This is a genomic window from Sorangium sp. So ce426 (genome assembly GCF_051475585.1).
GTDB classification, from domain to species: domain Bacteria; phylum Myxococcota_A; class Polyangia; order Polyangiales; family Polyangiaceae; genus Sorangium; species Sorangium cellulosum_B.
This window is the reverse complement of the sequence record NZ_CP150341.1, coordinates 402,080-420,349: the sequence shown is the minus strand read 5'-3', so window position 1 is coordinate 420,349 and position 18,270 is coordinate 402,080. Positions and strand designations below refer to the sequence as shown.

General features: G+C 68.0%; 14 protein-coding genes and 2 CRISPR repeat arrays (1 of these 16 running past the window's edge). Of the genes, 7 read left to right on the top strand and 7 right to left on the bottom strand.

Going from position 1 to position 18,270, the window contains the following annotated elements; genetic code table 11:
- Positions 1–6: 6 nt before the first annotated feature.
- The 7 genes from WMF44_RS01580 (at position 7) to WMF44_RS01550 (ending at position 6,437) form a co-directional block, all read left to right on the top strand.
- On the top strand, positions 7–528 hold the full coding sequence (locus tag WMF44_RS01580) for a hypothetical protein (RefSeq protein WP_437297354.1): 522 nt from the start codon (positions 7–9) through the stop codon (positions 526–528).
- The gene (gene csx7, locus WMF44_RS01575; RefSeq protein WP_437297353.1) at positions 525–1,346 is read left to right on the top strand and encodes a type III CRISPR-associated RAMP protein Csx7; all 822 of its coding nucleotides are present in this window, start codon (positions 525–527) and stop codon (positions 1,344–1,346) included. The genes WMF44_RS01580 and csx7 overlap by 4 nt, the downstream gene beginning before the upstream one ends.
- On the top strand, positions 1,346–2,272 hold the full coding sequence (locus WMF44_RS01570) for an RAMP superfamily CRISPR-associated protein (RefSeq protein ID WP_437297352.1): 927 nt from the start codon (positions 1,346–1,348) through the stop codon (positions 2,270–2,272). The genes csx7 and WMF44_RS01570 overlap by 1 nt, the downstream gene beginning before the upstream one ends.
- Entirely contained in the window at positions 2,269–3,252 is a 984-nt protein-coding gene (locus WMF44_RS01565; protein ID WP_437297351.1) for an RAMP superfamily CRISPR-associated protein, read from the top strand. Before WMF44_RS01570 ends, WMF44_RS01565 begins: the two co-directional genes overlap by 4 nt.
- A gap of 2 nt (positions 3,253–3,254) precedes the next feature.
- Positions 3,255–4,136 carry a hypothetical protein gene (locus WMF44_RS01560; protein ID WP_437297350.1) on the top strand — a complete coding sequence of 294 codons (882 nt, stop codon included), beginning with the start codon at positions 3,255–3,257 and terminating at the stop codon, positions 4,134–4,136.
- Complete coding sequence (locus WMF44_RS01555) at positions 4,133–5,590, top strand: SAVED domain-containing protein (RefSeq protein ID WP_437297349.1); 1,458 nt, start codon at positions 4,133–4,135, stop codon at positions 5,588–5,590. Before WMF44_RS01560 ends, WMF44_RS01555 begins: the two co-directional genes overlap by 4 nt.
- A 136-nt stretch (positions 5,591–5,726) precedes the next feature.
- Complete coding sequence (locus WMF44_RS01550) at positions 5,727–6,437, top strand: SAVED domain-containing protein (RefSeq protein WP_437297348.1); 711 nt, start codon at positions 5,727–5,729, stop codon at positions 6,435–6,437.
- Positions 6,438–6,571: 134 nt separating this feature from the next.
- On the opposite strand, the gene WMF44_RS01545 is transcribed toward WMF44_RS01550, so the two are convergent.
- From WMF44_RS01545 to WMF44_RS01515, 7 genes are all read right to left on the bottom strand, one after another.
- Positions 6,572–6,880: a DUF6968 family protein gene (locus WMF44_RS01545; protein ID WP_437297347.1), complete on the bottom strand. Its 309-nt coding sequence runs from the start codon at positions 6,878–6,880 to the stop codon at positions 6,572–6,574.
- Positions 6,881–7,375: 495 nt separating this feature from the next.
- On the bottom strand, positions 7,376–7,894 hold the full coding sequence (locus WMF44_RS01540) for an ATP-binding protein (RefSeq protein ID WP_437297346.1): 519 nt from the start codon (positions 7,892–7,894) through the stop codon (positions 7,376–7,378).
- 3 nt (positions 7,895–7,897) lie between these two features.
- Positions 7,898–8,269, bottom strand: a complete 372-nt coding sequence (locus WMF44_RS01535) for a hypothetical protein (protein WP_437297345.1) — start codon at positions 8,267–8,269, stop codon at positions 7,898–7,900.
- A 1,300-nt stretch (positions 8,270–9,569) separates the two neighbouring features.
- Positions 9,570–10,391, bottom strand: coding sequence for an ATP-binding protein (locus WMF44_RS01530; protein WP_437297344.1), 822 nt, complete (start codon positions 10,389–10,391; stop codon positions 9,570–9,572).
- The gene (istA, locus tag WMF44_RS01525; protein ID WP_437297343.1) at positions 10,388–11,956 is read right to left on the bottom strand and encodes an IS21 family transposase; all 1,569 of its coding nucleotides are present in this window, start codon (positions 11,954–11,956) and stop codon (positions 10,388–10,390) included. Before istA ends, WMF44_RS01530 begins: the two co-directional genes overlap by 4 nt.
- 321 nt (positions 11,957–12,277) lie before the next feature.
- A CRISPR array of direct repeats spans positions 12,278–16,353; the repeat unit is 36 nt; unit sequence GCTTCAATGGGGCCGCCGCCTTTCAGCGGCGGAGAG.
- Between the two features lie 61 nt (positions 16,354–16,414).
- On the bottom strand, positions 16,415–16,996 hold the full coding sequence (locus tag WMF44_RS01520; RefSeq protein ID WP_437294640.1) for a transposase: 582 nt from the start codon (positions 16,994–16,996) through the stop codon (positions 16,415–16,417).
- Complete coding sequence (locus WMF44_RS01515) at positions 16,935–17,471, bottom strand: IS630 transposase-related protein (RefSeq protein ID WP_437294639.1); 537 nt, start codon at positions 17,469–17,471, stop codon at positions 16,935–16,937. Before WMF44_RS01515 ends, WMF44_RS01520 begins: the two co-directional genes overlap by 62 nt.
- A 104-nt stretch (positions 17,472–17,575) precedes the next feature.
- Positions 17,576–18,270: direct repeats of the CRISPR family, unit length 36 nt; unit sequence GCTTCAATGGGGCCGCCGCCTTTCAGCGGCGGAGAG; it runs 1,691 nt beyond the window's last position.

Sequence of the window (18,270 nt, the reverse complement as noted above, 5' to 3'; positions counted from 1 at the left end):
TCGCCGATGGATCCGCTGGCAGAAGCGCTGCGACTCAAACGAAAAACGCTCGTCCAGGCCGCGGAGCAGGTCATGGAAGACGCCTTCAAGAGGGTTGAGCCGAGCTCCAAGAACAGGCCCGTTCACAAGGCGCAGCTCAGCCATCTCGTCGGCGTGTGCAACGAGGCGGCGTGCGCCGAGGAGATCGCCCTGTACATTCGCTACCAGGCGAGCCGGGGCAAGGGGGACGGCGCGGTCTGGGACCCGGCGCTGGCACGTGACGTCATCGCCAAGGCCGAGGGCGCGATGGCCGATCTCCCGAGCGACGAGGCCAAGGTGGCTGCCTGGCGGCTCTACGCGGTGTATCTCGCGCGGACGTTCACCTATCTGGACAAGGCGGCGAGTTCCAGGAGCACGCACCGCGGCGGACAGCCGCAGCGGCCCGAGGGCGGGTCCGGAGGCCAGCCCATGCCGGGAGCGGCGCAGCGCAGAGATCAGGGCCAGCCGCATCGGCGCGATGGATCCCAGCCGAAAGGCGGCCGGCGATGAGCAGCTCGGCGGCCGACTTCCACCGACTCCAGCAACGCTTGCGCCTCTCCGGCCAGCTCGTGACCCGAACCGCCCTCCGCATCGGCAGCGGCGGCAGCGGCCAGCTCGACGCGGCCGATCTGCCCGTCCTCCGCGATGCCGAGGGCTACCCCTTGCTGCCCGGCGGCAGCCTCAAGGGCGCGCTGCGCTCGACCGTCGAGGCGCTCGTCCGCGGCGCCGAGCTCCCGCGAGAGACGGGCATCTGGACCTGCGACCCCCTCCGCAAGCGCGACGAGAGCGAGGGCGCCTGCGGCGATCACCGCGAAGGCGAGCGCGCCGGGGTGGACGTGACCAGGCACTGCGCGGTGTGCAGGCTCCTCGGATCGCATGTGGTCGCAAGCCACGTGCGCTTCAGCGACGCCCTCGTGCACGTCAGCCCGGACGACCGAGGCGCGCGCCGCATTCCCGTCGAGGTGCGCGACGGCGTGGCCATCGACCGGGATCTGCGGCGTCAGTATGGAAAGAACAAGTACGACTTCGAGGTCGTGTCGCCCGGCGTTCGCTTCAACCTCGAGGTCTTCGTAGAGAACCCCCAGCCGTGGCTGATGGGCCTCCTCGTCCTGGGCTTCGATCAGATCAAGGAGGGCTTTACGGCGCTGGGCGGCTTCACTTCGCGAGGGCTTGGACGCGTCGATGTCGAGTGGCACGGCATGCTGCGCATCACCGCGCGAGACCTGCTCGAAGGGAGACCCGGTGAATCGCTGGAGGGGGTGGCGCTGGAGGAGGAGTTCACCTCGTTCCGAACGGCGCTCGCGGAGCGCGCCCGGGGGAATGCCTGATGTTCAGAAAGAGCTACAACCGCGCCATTCTCGGCGTCCGTGTAGAGACTGTCACACCGCTCTTGATCCGCGCGGGCGACGTGGGCCTCGACCCGACCGCCGCAGATCTGAGCTGCGTACGCACGCGCCACGCGGTGCACGGCCGGACCGTGTATATCCCCGGCTCCAGCCTCAAGGGGGTGATCCGCTCCGCGGCCGAGGCCAGCGTCCGTGGCGAGACCTTCGGTGAGGCGCGGGGCGCCTGCAACCCGCTCGACCACAAGAACGAGTGCAACGCCCACACGAACAGCGAGCAGGTGGCGACGGCCAGGATCCACAAGGACCAGTGCCTTGCGTGCAGGCTCTTCGGATCGCTGGCGAGCAAGGGGCGGGCGGCAGTGCGCGACCTGTTCCCGTGGCTCGAGCGTGGGGACGAAGCCGCCCGGCCCGGCGGCACGAACCACCAGCTGGCGAATCAGGTCGAGCAGCGCCATGGTGTGGCCATCGACAGGATCCTCGGCTCGGTCAAGCATGGTCCCTTCGATCAGGAGCTCGTCCCCGCCGGCGTCTCCTTCTGGGGCGAGATCGCGTTGGAGAATTACCAGGTCTGGCAGCTGGGTCTCCTGGTCCGCGCGCTCGACGAGATCTCCGAAGGCTTCGCGCAGCTCGGCTCGAGCAAGAGCCGCGGCCTCGGCTTCGCCCGGGCAACGGTGATCTCGATCGTTCACGAGCAGCCGCTGCGCGCGGGCGAGCGCCCCGCCGGCGTAGGTGAGCTCGTAAGCGACGAGGAGCGATCGGCGTACGGCCTGCTCCCCGAGCCCGAGCTCCAGCTGCCTGCGATCATGGGCGAGCCTCGCGGGCTCAGCCGGCGCTTCGCAATCGATGACCCGCCGGCAATCGAGCTCTGGATCGAGGCCGCGCGGCGGGCGCTCGGGGGGCTCTCGTGAGCGCGGGGTACGAGTTCGTCCCCTTGCCCGCTCGGGTGCGCCGCGTGCGCCGACCCGAGGCGGTGCACGACCGGCGCGTCCCGGGAACGCTGTCGGCCGTCTTGTCGCTGACGTTCGTCACCGAGCAACAGGTACACGTCGGCGCAGGCTCGAAGGAGCTCGTCGACGACGACGTCGTTCGACAAGGGCTCCTGATCCACGGGCGCCCTGGTGTCCCCGGCGCTTCGATGAAGGGTGTCTTGCGGGCGCGCTACGAGGCCATCACCCGGAGCTGCGTGACGCTCAAGCCTTCCAGGGGGCAGGTGCGTGTCCGCTCCAGCAGCGGGATCCAGTCTGCCCGCCTCGACGACCGGCTGCTCGACGGCGACGTCTTCCGTGCCAAGGAGGAGGCCGCTGACGGGGACCTCTGCCCCGCCTGCGCGCTCTTCGGTCGCATGTCCCTACGGAGCCGCGTCACGCTCACAGATTTCGCAATCAAAGGCGACGCGCTCTTCGAGGTGGCGGAGATCCCGGAGCAGTTCAGTCCCAACCTGCACCACGTCGGGCGCGGCAGCCGGCGCCCCTCGAGCGAGCGAGAGCATGATCGCGGAGCGCACTTCGAAGTTCACGAGCTGCATGGCCGAAAATTCGCCGTGGGACGCGGTCCGGTGGCCGACAAAGCGCGCTGGCAGAAGATCGAGGTGTTCCCGAAGGGCTCCGCGCTCCAGGGCACGATGCGCGTGCACAACGCGCTCCCGCGGGAGCTCGGGGGACTTCTGGTCGCGCTCGGGTGGAAGCGCGAGAGCGCGCTGAAGATCGGCGGCGGCAAGGGGCAGGGGTTCGGGCGGATTCGTCTCCAGCACCTCGTGGCGCACCTGCGTGATCCTGCCGGTCGCGCTGTGGAGCTGGAGGATGCGTGGATCACGATGTTCGAGCGATCGGAGGACTGCCACGCAGAGGGGATGGCGCGCCTTGTCGAGATCCACCAGGGGGATTGCTGACGATGCAGAAGCTCACGGGCAGGGAGCTCGCCGTCCTGCAGGCGCAGGCTGCAGGGTTCTCGACGTCGAACCATGTCCGGTACCTCGCGGATGCGCTCGACGCCACGAAGGCGACGGGAGATCCAGTCGTGGGGCTGGCGCTGCTCAGGGCGTTGCCTGACGCAGGCTATGCAGGGCGGAAGGGTGGAGAGCAGAAGGAGCTTGAGGCGCTCAACGACGTGGGTGTCTGGCTCGAGCAGCGGCTGCATCGAGAGCCGAGGGTGACCGCGGAGCGGGTGGTGCTGGAGCTCTCGTGGATGCAACGGTGCTCTCGCATCGCCGAGGCCGAGGCCAAGGCCGCTCGGAAGCCCGTCGTGAGACCGGAAGAACACGCCCGGCCGAGCGGGCCGAGCAGGAATCCGATGAGGCAGCCCTCGGGGCGCCAGGCGCTCCGTTTCGGAGAGCGGCTCGACCGGCTCCGGCAACGGCGCGAAGAGGCGGAGCGAACCGCCGTCGCCGCGGTCCGACCGCCGCCACCGACCGCCGCCGCTCCGCTTGCGCGGGCGCCTCTGCCCGATCGTTTGCCTGACGTGTTGGCGGTCGAGTTCGTCAACTTCACTGAGGCGCGGAAGGCGCGCCAGGACGCCCGCAAGCGAGAGAAGCGCGAGAAGCAGCCCAAGGAGCGGTTCCTGCCCATCCAGCCCGTGGATCCGCTCCTGCGCCCGCTCGCCGCCGGGCTCGTGTGCTCGACATGGCTCGCGGGGTGCTGGGACATCATCGATACAATCGCAGCGGCGAGCAGCGCGCCGCGTCCATTTTTCGTGAGAGGCATCGAGGAGCGGGACGGCAAGCGCGTTGTCCAGGCGCTCTTTACCGATCGGCCCACGGTGGAGGTGAGGACATGACGGGGAGCGCGCGCGGCGCTGCGATCCAGGGGGATGACTACCAGCACCTCTACGCGTGGCACCACGCCTTGCGGATGCTGGCCCCCGACGAAGGCGTGACGGCGATCTCGGTCGAGAAGCGCGGGATAGACTTGCTCGACGATGTCGTCGTCCACCGGCCTGGACGCGGGGACGAGCACTATCAGGTGAAGTACTCGGTCAGCGCGAGCAACCCGATCGACAATGCCTGGTTCATCGAGGTCGGAACAGGCAAGGAGCAAGGCCGAAAGAAGAGCATCCTCCAGCGCTTCTGGGACAGCTACTCGAAGCTACGCGCCGCCGGCGGACGACCCCACATGGCGCTGTTCACCAACCGGCCGCTCGATGTCAACGATCCCCTGCTCAAGCTCCGCGACGGGTCGCGTGGGCTCCTCGGCCCACGTCTTCGCGAGGAGGGACCGCTCTCGAGGCCAGGCCAGCGCCTCAAGGAATGGGCAATGCACCTGGGCATCGCCGAGGACGAGCTCCTAGAGATGCTCGACCATCTCGAGCTCCTGACCGACCAGGGCCCCGCCTCCCTCCTCGCCAGGGCGGTCACGGATCGCATGGCGGCCCGCGGGCTGAGGGAAGACGCAGACGCCGTGGAGCAGGGTGCGCTCGCCATCCGCGAGTGGGTCAAGGAGGGGACGTTCCGGATCGACCGGGCCATGCTCGCAGCCGAGATCGATCGGCGCGCGCTCCGCGGCGGTCCACCGCGAGCCACGCTGGTGGTGCAGCAGGTCGAGCGGGATCCCTTCGCACGTGAGGCCCATGCCTGGGTGGACTGGGTCGCTCTCTTCGAGGGCGACGAGCCTCAAGTCAAGCGGCGCCTCAGCGATCCTTCGCTGTGGAACACCCAGCTCCGCGCGGACCTGCAGCAGGCGTGCGATCGCATACGCGCGCTCGGGTTCAACCGGATCTTGGTGCGTGGCAGGCCACGGCTCACGCCGGCGTTCATGGTGGGCTTCGAGCTCAGCGACACGCGGAACGCTCACGTGGCGTGCCTTCAGCGGGACGAGATGTGGAGCACGGAGGCGTCTCCGGTGCAGGTGGACCTCGATGTTCCTCCGCCGGAGGAGCTCGATCTGGGCAGCGAGCTGGTAGTCGCGCTCAGCGTCACCCATGACATCGCCGACGACGTGCGCGACTATGTGAGGCAAGCGGGGCTGCCCGTGGGTCGGCTGCTGAACATCCGCACGTCCAGGATCGGGCGTGGAGCCATGCCGGATGGCGCGTACGCGCTCGGCTGGGCTACGGCGGTGCGGAGTCAGGTCATGCGCGAGGCGCGGCGCACAGGGGCGACGAAGGTCCACCTGTTCATGGCGGGCCCCGCCGGGGCGGCGCTATTTCTGGGGCATTCCTGGAACTGCGTACCCACGACCCAGCTCTATGAAGAGTTGAATCCGGGGTATACGCCGAGCTTCTGTCTGGCGTAGTCGACCCCTCGGGGGGCGCTTCACTGGCCACACGAGAAGAGGGCATTAAGAGCGCGCCGAAGCACCGGTGAGGCTGCCGCGCACCGGGAGGCCGCGTCGGTGGGTTCGTCGCCTTTCAGCCGCGGGGGGCGTGGTGGTGCAGGCGCTCGCTCGCGATCCCTGGGCGGCCGGGGCGACGGAGCACCTCGACTGGGTCGATCGGTTCGAGGGCGACCACCACCGGGTGCGGCGGCAGCTCCGCGATCCGCGCGACTGGAACGGGCGCCTGCTGCCGGAGCTGGAGGCCGCCGAGCGCCGCATCCGCGCGCTCGGGTTCGACCGGGTCCTCGTGCGCGGCGACATGCGTTTGCCCGCGTGGTTCGTGGCCGGCGTCACGTTCGGCGATACGCGCAAGTTCCGGGTGGCGTGCGTGCAGCGCGGCGAGCGGTGGAGCAGCGACGTGGTGTCTGGCGAGCTCCCGCTGCGAGTCGGCGCGCCCGTGGAGCTCGGGGCGGGGGGCGAGCTGGCGGTGGGGCTCAGCGTGGCCAACGACATCTCCGAGGACGTGCTCGCCTATCTGCGGAGCAGCGGGCTTCCCGTCGGGCGCTTCGTCGAGATCGCGGCCGCCCCTGCGCCGAGCGACACCGCGATCCCGGACGCGGCGCGCGCGAAGGGGTGGGCGCGCGCGGTGAGGCAAGTGGTGCGCGATCAGGTGCGCGCCACGGGAGCGCGCAGGGTCCACCTGTTCCTGTCAGGGCCCGCGGGAGCAGCGCTGCTCCTCGGGCACCTCTGGAATCGGATACCCGACACCCAGCTGTACGAGGATCTGAGCCCGGGCTATGGGCCAGCGTTCTTCATCCCTGGCTGATCCGGGCCATCCTCGAACGCGTCAACGGGCGGCCCCGACGTTGGACCCGAACGGCGGCGACGGCCTCGAGCGCGTGGTCGAGCGCCTGCTCCGCGAAGCGCTGGAAGCGCAACCCATAGGGCAAAGAGATCGGGCTATAGCCCGAGATTTCCCGGCTCTCCGCCGGCCCACGTGAGCGACAACCCTGACGCTTCCAGCGCCCGCTTGGCGAAGCCTTGGGCGAGCTGGAGGACCTGCAGCGCATCCACGCCCTCCTGCACGTGGAAAATCCCCTCGTCGATGCCGACGATGAGCACGGCGCAGCGCCAGTCTCCCTGGGGCTTGCGGGGCGCGAGCGGCTTGCCAATGACGAGCACGATCTCCCGGTCGTGTTGGCCTGCAACGCCGTAGCGGCGGACGGCGATGGGCTCGCCAACGCGGTTGTCGACGTGTTTCTTGAGCATGCTCGACCATAGCTCAGGGAAGGCTGTCGCGCCTGTCCCAGTACGCCTAGGACGATCATCGGCGGACTGGGGCTACCATCGGATGTCTCGGACCGAGTCAGCCGACGGTGGACCGCGTCTAGCACTGGACGCATGGCATGAGAACAAATCGATTTGTGGCCACCGCCCTCATTGGCTGCTCTATCCAGGCGTGCACTGTTGACCAGGCACATGAACCAGAAGTCGCGCTGGAGGAGGAGGCCTTGGAGTCTAGCGCTCCGCGTGCGGTACGAGGAAGGTGCGAAGATGCGGTAGACGAAGGTGCTGATATCTGGCAGCTCATGTGCGGAGCAGCGACCGGAGTTCTGATTGCTGGTGCGCAAACGCAACTCTGCTATGCAGAGAGCTTCCAAGGGCGAGCCGCAGGCAAGGCAAAGTGCCGTTCCAGTTGCCCTGCCGCGTGCCTCGCACTCTCGTCGCGATGGGAGCTGTACTGTGAAGAACGAACGGTCACGCTCATGTATGGTATCTGTGAGCAGGCGCGCCAGAAAGGGCAGAAAAAGTGCCTGAGCTCCTGTTGAGGTGGGGCGCTTGAACGTAAGTCCTCGCCCTGGCCCGTCGCCCGAGCGTGTACGTCCCGTCGGCGTGCGCGAGGGCGAGCTCCTCAAGCAGGCGCGGCACGCGCCGGTAGAGGGCGCGGAAGCCAGCGCGGCACGCCTGATGCGCCAGCGCGCAGGCCAGGTAGCTCTTGCCCACCCCGGTCGTCCCGGTGATGAGCACGTTGGCGTGGTCGGCGATCCAGCGACCCGAGGAGAGTTGGCGGATCTGGGCCCGATCGATCTCCCGCTTCGGCCCGTAGTCGATGTCCTCCAGACACGCGCTCGGGATCCGCAGCTTCGCCTCGCGCAGCAGCCGCCCGATCCGCTTGTTGTCACGGGCGATATGCTCGGCATCGACGAGCAGCGCGAAGCGGCCGTCGAAGTCGAGCTCGGCGATCGCGGAGTCGGTCCGCTGCGCCACCCAGGTGTTCGCCATCACCTAGAGGTGAAGGCTCTTGAGCTTCTCGAGCGTCGGTTCGGTCAACACGTCGTTCTCCATCAGTTGAGGTAGTCGTCGCGGCCACGGATGTTCTCGTGGTCGATGGGTTGAGGGGCGCCGGAGGTGAATCCAGGCGCAGTCGGGCTCGGTGGGCGCGACCCCTGGCATGGCGACGGACGTGCCGTAGAGCGCCCGATCGAGCGCCTCGTCGTCCAGTTGCGTGACCTGCTCCCAGGTCGTGAGGCCGGCGGCCTTGGCGCGCGCCAGGACGCTGCCAACCGCCCCCGGGCTCGTGCCGTTGCTCGTCGCCGTCTGCCGGTGCGTACGGCCCAGGAGCCACTTCTGCCGAAGAATCTCTCGCGTTTTGTGCATGGACAGTCGCTCCGTCGCCACCTGGGACCCTCCTTCGAGGCCCGGGTGGGTGGACCCGACGTCCAGCGCCGCTACGCCTCAGCCTCGTGCGCCGTTCAGGATGCACCAGCGCGATCACGAGCGGCGATCCACGCGATCACGACCGTGATCCCGCTGATCACGATGGTGATCCTGGTGATCACGATGCGCTGATCCGAGCGATCACGATGCGGTGATCTCGGTGATCTCGGTGATCACGATGGCGTGAAATCCGCGCGCCGCCGGGGCGCGCAGGGTCCACCTGTTCCTGTCAGGGCCGGCGGGGGGAGCGCTGCTCCTCGGGCACCTCCGGAATCGGAGCCCTACGGCGCGGAAGATCGGCCCCGGGCGGGGCGACATCGAGCGCTTCCACGATCGCAGAGGCGCAGTTGAGCCCGTCAGAGAGCGCCGCTGCGACTCGCCGTGCATGTGCCATCTGTACACCTCCCCATTTCTCGAACGAATATCGGCACAGCCACGTCCCGAGCGGCCGAATGACCGTGCAATTGTCGCCATTCGAATATTGATAAGAGCACGTCCACGGCACGTCCACGTAGGCTTGCCGCCTTTGCACCAGTATGGATCGCCGAGTCGGCTGCTCTCGCTGAATGGATGCGCAGCCCGATGAACGCAGTAGGCGCCGATCGCCTTGCACTCGTTCACGCATGCAGTGCTCGCTGGAGACGCGCAAGCGGCCTGCGCTGCCGCCTCGACGGATTCGCTGCACTCGGAACGCGCCCCCGTCTCGCGGCGCCGGCGGCGCGTCCCCGAAGCCTCCGGCTCCGCCCGTGGTGATTGCGCCGATGCCGACGCTTTCGTCATGGCCGTCCCGGAGATAGCACTGACCCGTGTCATCGTTGCACGCTGCAGCGGAGATACAGATCTGCTAAAATATCGGGGGCTCGGGGTAGAGCTTAACTTGCTTCAATGGGGCCTGCCACGTTTCAGGGTCATGGGGCCACCCCGTTTCAGGGTCATGGGGCCAGGGGGAGACGACGTGATCGGCCTCGACGATGCCCGAGACCGCGAAGCGTGTCGAGGTCCCCGGAGCCGGGAGCGAAGCGACCGGCGACGTCTCTCTTTTTTGCAGGGTCATGGGGCCACCCAGGCCCCCTGGTAGGCTCTGGCGGAGAGCAGGGGCCACGACGCTCACGAACAGGTCCCCCGGCCCCCGCGGCACCGGCGGTTACCTCGACGAGGGCGGGCCAGGCGCGCCGCGGGGAGCGAGGGGGTCAGAGGCGGCGCGGCCCCGGGGGCGACGTCCTCGCCGGGACCGCAGCGGTCATCGACGCTTGGTGCGTGGATGGGTGGGCGGCTTGCCGCGCGCGGGCCGCGGCGCGGCCGTGCTGCTCTCGTCGAGCTTCGGCTTGAGCCGTGGCCTGTACGACTCGCCCTCGATGATGAAGTCGAACGCCGCGTTCTTGAACCGATCGACGGCGCTCTGCGCGAGCAACACGTCGTCGAACATCCCGAGCCACTCGGCCGTGTCGCGATTGCTCGTGACGATCATCGACCCGCGGCCCGTGCGTTCGAGGAAGAGCTGGTAGACGTCACGGCTCTCTTCCTTGTTCATCGCCTCGAGCGCGAAGTCGTCCAGGATGAGCAGGTCGACGGTCGTGAGCGCGATCATCTCGGCGTCGCGTGAGTTGTCGAGCCTGCTCTGGCGCAGCCTGCGCAGCATCGCGTCGGCGCGCAGGAAGCGCACGCTGTAGCCGTGCTGACACGCGAGGTGTCCGAGCGCGTTGGCGAGGAAGGTCTTGCCCACGCCGACGGAGCCGAGGATGACGATGTGCTTGTGCTCTTCGAGGAAGAGCAGGCTCGTGAACCCACCGAGCAAGCGCCTATCGAAGCTCACCTTCGCGGTCTTGTCCCAGAGCTCCAGGCGCATGCTTGGGTCGAGCCCGGCGTCGCGCACGCGGCTGTCCGTCGCGCTCGCCTCGCGGCGCGCGATCTCGTCAGTCAGCAGCATGAGCAACATCTCCTCGTGCCCCATCGACTGCTTCTCGGCGAGCAGGAGGCGCTCACGCAACGTCGCTGCGATGCGGCCGAGACGCAGCCGCTTGAGCGCCGTGACGAGCGCAGGGTCGACGTCGTTGGCGCTCATCGCACCTCCTCCTTCGTCACGGCAGCCGCCGTCGTACGTGTCGCGAAGTGCTCCGTGCTGCGCGCGAACCGCGGCGTGGGGAGCGCAACGACCTTGCGGTCCTCGGTCGACGGTGACGCGGCCGGCTTCGCCGTCTCGAGCATGCGCGTCACGCGCTGCACGTCGACGACGTCGAAGGCGAGCGCGCTCTGGCAGATCGCCTCGACGCGCCCATCACCGAACTTCTTGCACAGCCGCAGCAACGCATAGACGAGCCGCATGCGCGTCCAGGGCAGCGGCACGTCGAGCAGCCGCTCGGCGTAGATGCCGACGTGCGCCCCGCACTTTCTCGCGCTCGCGACGAGCGAGGCCACGTCGCGCACCGCCGCGACGGCCTTGCCCGTGGGGTAGTCGCTCGGGTCGGTGGAGCGCTTGCCCGGAGCGACCCGCGCGTGCAGCTTCACGAGCTCGGTACCCGCGTAGATTCTCACCGACGCGCGGTCGGCGCGGACGCGCACCGTGCTGCCGACGTAGCGCGTGGGCACGCTGTAGAGCGACCGGAGGACCTGCACATGATGGTCGGGGTGCACCTTCGCGTCAGTCCAGTGCGGCACGTCGAACGGCGCTTCCGGCGCCGGCCTCATGGCGCCCTTCTCGCGTGACTCGAACACCTCGCGCGGCACCTCGCGTGTCGTGCCGTGGATGCGCGCGCCGGCGACATCGCGACACCACAGCTCCGCGGATGCGCGGGCCTCGTCGAGGCTGGCGAACGACTCGCCGTCGAACCAGCTCTCGCGCACGTAGGCGACCTGGTTCTCGACGCGCGCCTTGTCTTTGGGCGACCTGACGCGTGCGGCATCGACGAACAGCCCGCGCGTCTGTGTGTAGTCGAGGAAGGCCGGCACGAGCACGACGGCGAGCTCGTCGGCGCGCAGCACGATGGCCTTCATGTTGTCCGGCAGGATCACTCGTGCCATCGCACCGAAAAACTTCCACGCCGTGTCCAGGCCCGCGCACACCGCCGTGGTGGTCTGCTCGAACGACGGCCACACGAACTGGTAGCGGCTGTACGCGAGCGTCACCACGAGCACCCACAGATTGCGAACCCGCTGCGTTGCTGGGTCGAACAGTCTTCCCATCAGGCCGAAGTCGACCTGCGCGATCTCGCCGGGCTCGGTGTCCGCGACGCGAACCGTCGGCGTCTTCTTGCGCCACGCGAGCTCCTCCATGGCGAAGCGCCGGAGCGTGCCGTAGCTCGCGCTGACGCCGTGATCGCGCTTGAGCAGCACGTGGATCTTCGTCAGCTTCAGCGGCCGGGGCTGGGCGAGCCAGGCCTCGATACGTGCGCGATGCGTGCCGATCTCTTTCCACTCCTCGCTCGTGTCGGGCACGGGGCGCGCCTGCACGCGCTGGGCGATCGCGTGGATCTCCTCGTCCGTCGGCTCGCGGTCACACGGCAGTGGCAACGTCGTTGCAGCCTCGAAGTACCTGCCGACCGTCTTGCGATCGAACCCTGTCGCGCGCGCCACATGACGCGCGCTCTGCCCCGCCGCACGACGGCGGAGCATTTCCTTGATGTCAACCATGATCAGCTCTCGGTAGGGCATCGGCCTCCTTCCGACGGCGACCCGCGCCGTCATCGGAAGGAGCCCGTCTCAGATCCCGACCTCGGCGTCCCGAGCTGGCCCCATGAGGCTGCAAAAAACCTCGGAAGCTGGCCCCATGACCCTGAAAAAAACTGGGTCACGCCCCCGCGCGGGTGGCCCCATCCTCCTGGATTTGGGGTGGCCCCATGACCCTGAAAAAAACGCCGTCAGGTGGCCCCATGAGACTGAAAACTGGCAGGGCCGCCGCCTTTCAGCGGCGGAGAGAGGGTGTCCCGTTCGTGTTCAGCAGCCAGTTCAACAGCTTCAATGGGGCCGCCGCCTTTCAGCGGCGGAGAGCCCGTCTGGACCAACGAGCGCTTCGGCGCGACCGCGGTGCTTCAATGGGGCCGCCGCCTTTCAGCGGCGGAGAGGTCGCTGGTATCTGCACGAACGACGGGGTCTGTGAACTGCTTCAATGGGGCCGCCGCCTTTCAGCGGCGGAGAGAGGCGACCCAGCGATGGGGCTCTACCGGCGACATCAAAGCTTCAATGGGGCCGCCGCCTTTCAGCGGCGGAGAGTCGGGCTCGATGGTGACGCGCACGCGCTGGCCGTCGCTTCAATGGGGCCGCCGCCTTTCAGCGGCGGAGAGTCTGGCCGAGAACGTCATGTTCACCAAGGGCTTCGGCCTGCTTCAATGGGGCCGCCGCCTTTCAGCGGCGGAGAGCCTGGAGGCTCTTGCCAGAGCCGGGGGTGTTCGCGTCGCTTCAATGGGGCCGCCGCCTTTCAGCGGCGGAGAGAGAGAAACTCGGCGCCGTCGTCGCGTTCTACCGCATCGAGCTTCAATGGGGCCGCCGCCTTTCAGCGGCGGAGAGAGCCTGCTGAGCACTGTGTGTCGCTCGGGGGGGAGAGGCTTCAATGGGGCCGCCGCTTTTCAGCGGCGGAGAGTGTCCGGGACCACCAACTTCGGCGGCGTGGGCGAGCTGCTTCAATGGGGCCGCCGCCTTTCAGCGGCGGAGAGGTCAAAGAGGCCGTCGAGCTCGACGCGCACCGTATCCGGCTTCAATGGGGCCGCCGCCTTTCAGCGGCGGAGAGAGTTAAACCGAGCCGCTGACTATGCGGGAGAGCGGCTGAGCTTCAATGGGGCCGCCGCCTTTCAGCGGCGGAGAGAGGTCGAAAACGCCGTCCGGATGGCCGGCAGGATCTGGCTTCAATGGGGCCGCCGCCTTTCAGCGGCGGAGAGACGCGGCGACCCGGGATCTTCGCGCTCTTCAGGAACGCGCTTCAATGGAGCCGCCGCCTTTCAGCGGCGGAGAGTCGCTTGGCGTCAAGAAGCAGCGCGCCCAGCAGATCCTGCTTCAATGGGGCCGCCGCCTTTCAGCGGCGGAGAGTTACGGGTGCCGTCGTTCACGTCAACACCTCTTTCCAGCTTCAATGGGGCCGCCGCCTTTCAGCGGCGGAGAGTCCCGCACCGCCGTTGATGTGATGGTCACGAGCACGCTTCAATGGGGCCGCCGCCTTTCAGCGGCGGAGAGCAGATCGCGCAAGGGCGAGAGGTTCGCGCCACGCCTGCTTCAATGGGGCCGCCGCCTTTCAGCGGCGGAGAGATGAGCCATCCCGACGACCCGAAAAACATCATCCCGCAGCTTCAATGGGGCCGCCGCCTTTCAGCGGCGGAGAGAATGGGCTCTCGTATGCGAGACGCCCATCAACGAAGCTTCAATGGGGCCGCCGCCTTTCAGCGGCGGAGAGTCGCGGCCAGTGGAGGAGGCTGACATGGCCAAGCTGACGTGGCTTCAATGGGGCCGCCGCCTTTCAGCGGCGGAGAGCGAGGTCCGCACATCGGCCGGAGGCGGTTACATCGAGCTTCAATGGGGCCGCCGCCTTTCAGCGGCGGAGAGAGCGCGGTTCGGGAGCCGACGTGCGAGGAGTGCCGGCTTCAATGGGGCCGCCGCCTTTCAGCGGCGGAGAGGTATACGTCGCCCCGTCGACCACATTGGTCGGCGCTGTGCTTCAATGGGGCCGCCGCCTTTCAGCGGCGGAGAGATCAGGACTTTAAGCGAGTGGACCGATGAGCGAAGCGCTTCAATGGGGCCGCCGCCTTTCAGCGGCGTAGAGTGGGCAGGCTGCGGGGCGATGTGCGGGTTTCAAACTTCGCTTCAATGGGGCCGCCGCCTTTCAGCGGCGGAGAGGGGATTTCCACAACCCATGCACGCTTGAGTGGTCGTTGCTTCAATGGGGACGCCGCCTTTCAGCGGCGGAGAGCACGTGGCACGCGCGATCCGGCGTCGCCAGAGCGCGTCGTTGCTTCAATGGGGCCGCCGCCTTTCAGCGGCGGAGAGTCGCCGCCACGGGCACCGCGACATGGGCGCGCCTGGTGCTTCAATGGGGCCGCCGCCTTTCAGCGGCGGAGAGGTCGTGGGGGAACGGCAGAGGAACCGAGTTCACGGTGCTTCAATGGGGCCGCCGCCTTTCAGCGGCGGAGAGCACTACGAATCCGCGCGGCGAGAACCGGCCCTCGAGCTTCAATGGGGCCGCCGCCTTTCAGCGGCGGAGAGCTGGCAAGAGGAGAGGAGGCGTCATGCAGAGCGAATTGCTTCAATGGGGCCGCCGCCTTTCAGCGGCGGAGAGTTGGAGGAGGGGCGCAAGGCGTTTCGCACTTACCTGGCTTCAATGGGGCCGCCGCCTTTCAGCGGCGGAGAGGCGGCTGCTCGACGGGCTGGGGTACAGGCTGCGGGTGCTTCAATGGGGCCGCCGCCTTTCAGCGGCGGAGAGGCGAACGTCGCGAGCCTCGCGGCGTTCACCGTCGCTGGGCTTCAATGGGGCCGCCGCCTTTCAGCGGCGGAGAGGTATGAGGGGTCTCCCTCGTCCTCCGGGTACACCGGAGCTTCAATGGGGCCGCCGCCTTTCAGCGGCGGAGAGGACGTGGCACATCTGGCAGATCGCCGGCAACGGCTACGCGCTTCAATGGGGCCGCCGCCTTTCAGCGGCGGAGAGTTCACGGAAGAGGTCCTGGGATCCTTCGGCTTCAATCAGCTTCAATGGGGCCGCCGCCTTTCAGCGGCGGAGAGACCGCAGGCCGGTGCATCGACATGACCTGAGCACGAGGTGCTTCAATGGGGCCGCCGCCTTTCAGCGGCGGAGAGGAGCCAGATGGCGCTCTTCAGCGCGCCGGCTCCGGCCAGCTTCAATGGGGCCGCCGCCTTTCAGCGGCGGAGAGTGCGGCGGCGCTCCTCGTCGCGACGGGCAAGGAATGCAGTGCTTCAATGGGGCCGCCGCCTTTCAGCGGCGGAGAGGAGCGCCGGCGCGCGGTCGTCGCGCGCCAAGAGGACGCTTCAATGGGGCCGCCGCCTTTCAGCGGCGGAGAGGACCTCTGTAGCCTGCTGCTCCCTTGGAGGTATGGCTCAGCTTCAATGGGGCCGCCGCCTTTCAGCGGCGGAGAGCACCGTCGAGGCGCGCCCCTGGGCCAGGTGGTGTGGCGGGAGCTTCAATGGGGCCGCCGCCTTTCAGCGGCGGAGAGTGTGAAGAAGGCGTCGTGACGGGGGCCGAATCGAGATGCTTCAATGGGGCCGCCGCCTTTCAGCGGCGGAGAGCGACCATGGCGGACGTCCATCCGCGCGGGTCCGCCTGAGCTTCAATGGGGCCGCCGCCTTTCAGCGGCGGAGAGCACGTCGAACGCAGGTTGTCGCCGCCGCTTCCTGCTGGCTTCAATGGGGCCGCCGCCTTTCAGCGGCGGAGAGCCGGCGACAACGCCCTTGGTGCCGCCAACGACGCGGCTTCAATGGGGCCGCCGCCTTTCAGCGGCGGAGAGTCTGACGGCGCGAAGGACGTCGGCCGGTTCATCATCGCTTCAATGGGGCCGCCGCCTTTCAGCGGCGGAGAGCGTGGAGAGCGGCCTTTCGGCGTCGGAGGCACCCCATGGCTTCAATGGGGCCGCCGCCTTTCAGCGGCGGAGAGAGGTGACCACGGTCGTCTGTCCGGACGGGGAGTGTCTGCTTCAATGGGGCCGCCGCCTTTCAGCGGCGGAGAGATGGGACGTGGGCGCGCGCCGGCAGGTACGAAGGCTCGCTTCAATGGGGCCGCCGCCTTTCAGCGGCGGAGAGCGGGGGATGCGTTCAGCATCAAGCGCAGCGAGGACGAGCTTCAATGGGGCCGCCGCCTTTCAGCGGCGGAGAGGTCAACGTGGTCGACGGGGCGACGTACACCGTGAGGGTGCTTCAATGGGGCCGCCGCCTTTCAGCGGCGGAGAGACCGTGTGCCCACTCCCGCATCCGGGCCCTGAGGCCTGCTTCAATGGGGCCGCCGCCTTTCAGCGGCGGAGAGATATCGAGTCTGTCCTTATCGGAGTAGACGACATGAAGTGGCTTCAATGGGGCCGCCGCCTTTCAGCGGCGGAGAGTTAACGAACCCTGTCTAGAGCGGTTTTCAGCTGGGTCTGGTACAAAAGCTGCTGCTCGGGCTCACTGATTCCCTATGCTGCAGGGCATCCCCGCTGGCGGAGCGCGAGAGCGCTCGCCGGGCGGCGCCATCCTCCGGGTTGCGCCGGCACGCGAGGGAGGTGGGCGACGCGGTGGACGGATGTAGCCGGCGTGCTGAAACCAACCTTTGGCGTCGCGATCAGTTACCAGACCGATGGCTCGGCCCATGGCTCGGTATACCTGCGGAACCGAGCGCGGGGCGGCGGCGCGGGTGAGCTCCTTGACTTTGCTGCCGCAGCCTTCCACCGGCGACAGGTCAGGCGAATAAGGCGGCAAAATCCAGAACTTTGCCCCGCGCTCCTCGACGGCAGCGCGAGCACCGGGAGCACGGTGTGCACCCAGCCCGTCGACAACGATCACATCGCCGGGCTGCACTCGAGGAGCGATCCGGTCGCGGATGTACGCCTCGAAGATGGCGCCGTTCATGGACCCCTCGAAGGCCATCGGTTCTACAGCGCCGCCGAGATTCAGCCCGACGATGAGCGTGATCTTCGGGTCGGTGTTACACGGCACCCTGCCGTGCGCCCGACGCCCGCGACGCGCACGACCGTACCGCCGCGCCATCCCGCGATGCAGACCGAACTCGTCGAAGAAGGTGATGTGGCGTGCGCCTACTCTTCGTGCTCGCCGCCGGAACTGAGCGCGGCGCTTGCGGACGGCGGGCCGATACTGCTCGCTCGCTCGAAGCGTTTTTTTTTCTCGTGATGCCCAGCCGCTGCAGCGCCCGATGCATCGTCGGGATGCTGACACGCACCTCCTGCCGCTGCTCGAACTGCTCAGCCAACTCGGCCAGCGTCCGGTCGTTCTTTTCCTCGACCAGCTTGCGCACCTCATCCAGCCCCGCCCGGTCGATCTTCGGCCCCACTCCACCACCGTGCGGCAAGGGCGCAAGGCTGCCTGTCGCGCGCACCTGGGTGAGGTAATTCTGCACAGTGTTCGGCGCGACCGAGAAACGCTCCGCTATTTCCCGAATGCTCCCCTCGCCGTTGACGTAGGCATCGACGATTCGCCGGCGCAGATCGAGACTGTACGGGCTCATGGGGCAGACCTTGGGCAGGTCCTGTGCCACGATCCGGTGCGGTCGAGCTCGGGCTGTAGCAGACTCGGCTGAAAGCCGCTCTAGAAGAGCGCTGCTTTATAGCGGGCTTCAATGGGGCCGCCGCCTTTCAGCGGCGGAGAGTGAGGGTCCCCGCCGGCATTCAGCACGGCGGCCATGTCCGAGCTTCAATGGGGCCGCCGCCTTTCAGCGGCGGAGAGAGATCCCGTTCGGTGTCGTGGTTGCGCGCGGAGCGACCGAGCTTCAATGGGGCCGCCGCCTTTCAGCGGCGGAGAGGACCGCGCTCGTCTTCCGCGTACATGAGCGCTGAACTGCGCTTCAATGGGGCCGCCGCCTTTCAGCGGCGGAGAGGGGTGCACCTCGCGCTCGACCCGGCGACGCGACCGGAGGCTTCAATGGGGCCGCCGCCTTTCAGCGGCGGAGAGAAGCTCCGCGGCGGGCCGCGGTTCACTATCTGGGAGCTTCAATGGGGCCGCCGCCTTTCAGCGGCGGAGAGTTACAATAAAGCCGTCGAGGAACTCCGGAAAAACGTGCTTCAATGGGGCCGCCGCCTTTCAGCGGCGGAGAGGCGCCGCCCGATGCACGCAGCTGCGCGCCACGCGCTGCTTCAATGGGGCCGCCGCCTTTCAGCGGCGGAGAGTCAGATCGGCGGCGTTGCGCATGCGCCCGAGGTGGGGCTTCAATGGGGCCGCCGCCTTTCAGCGGCGGAGAGCATAACGAGCGTCCCGTTAGCGCATTCAAAAGCAGGCCGCTTCAATGGGGCCGCCGCCTTTCAGCGGCG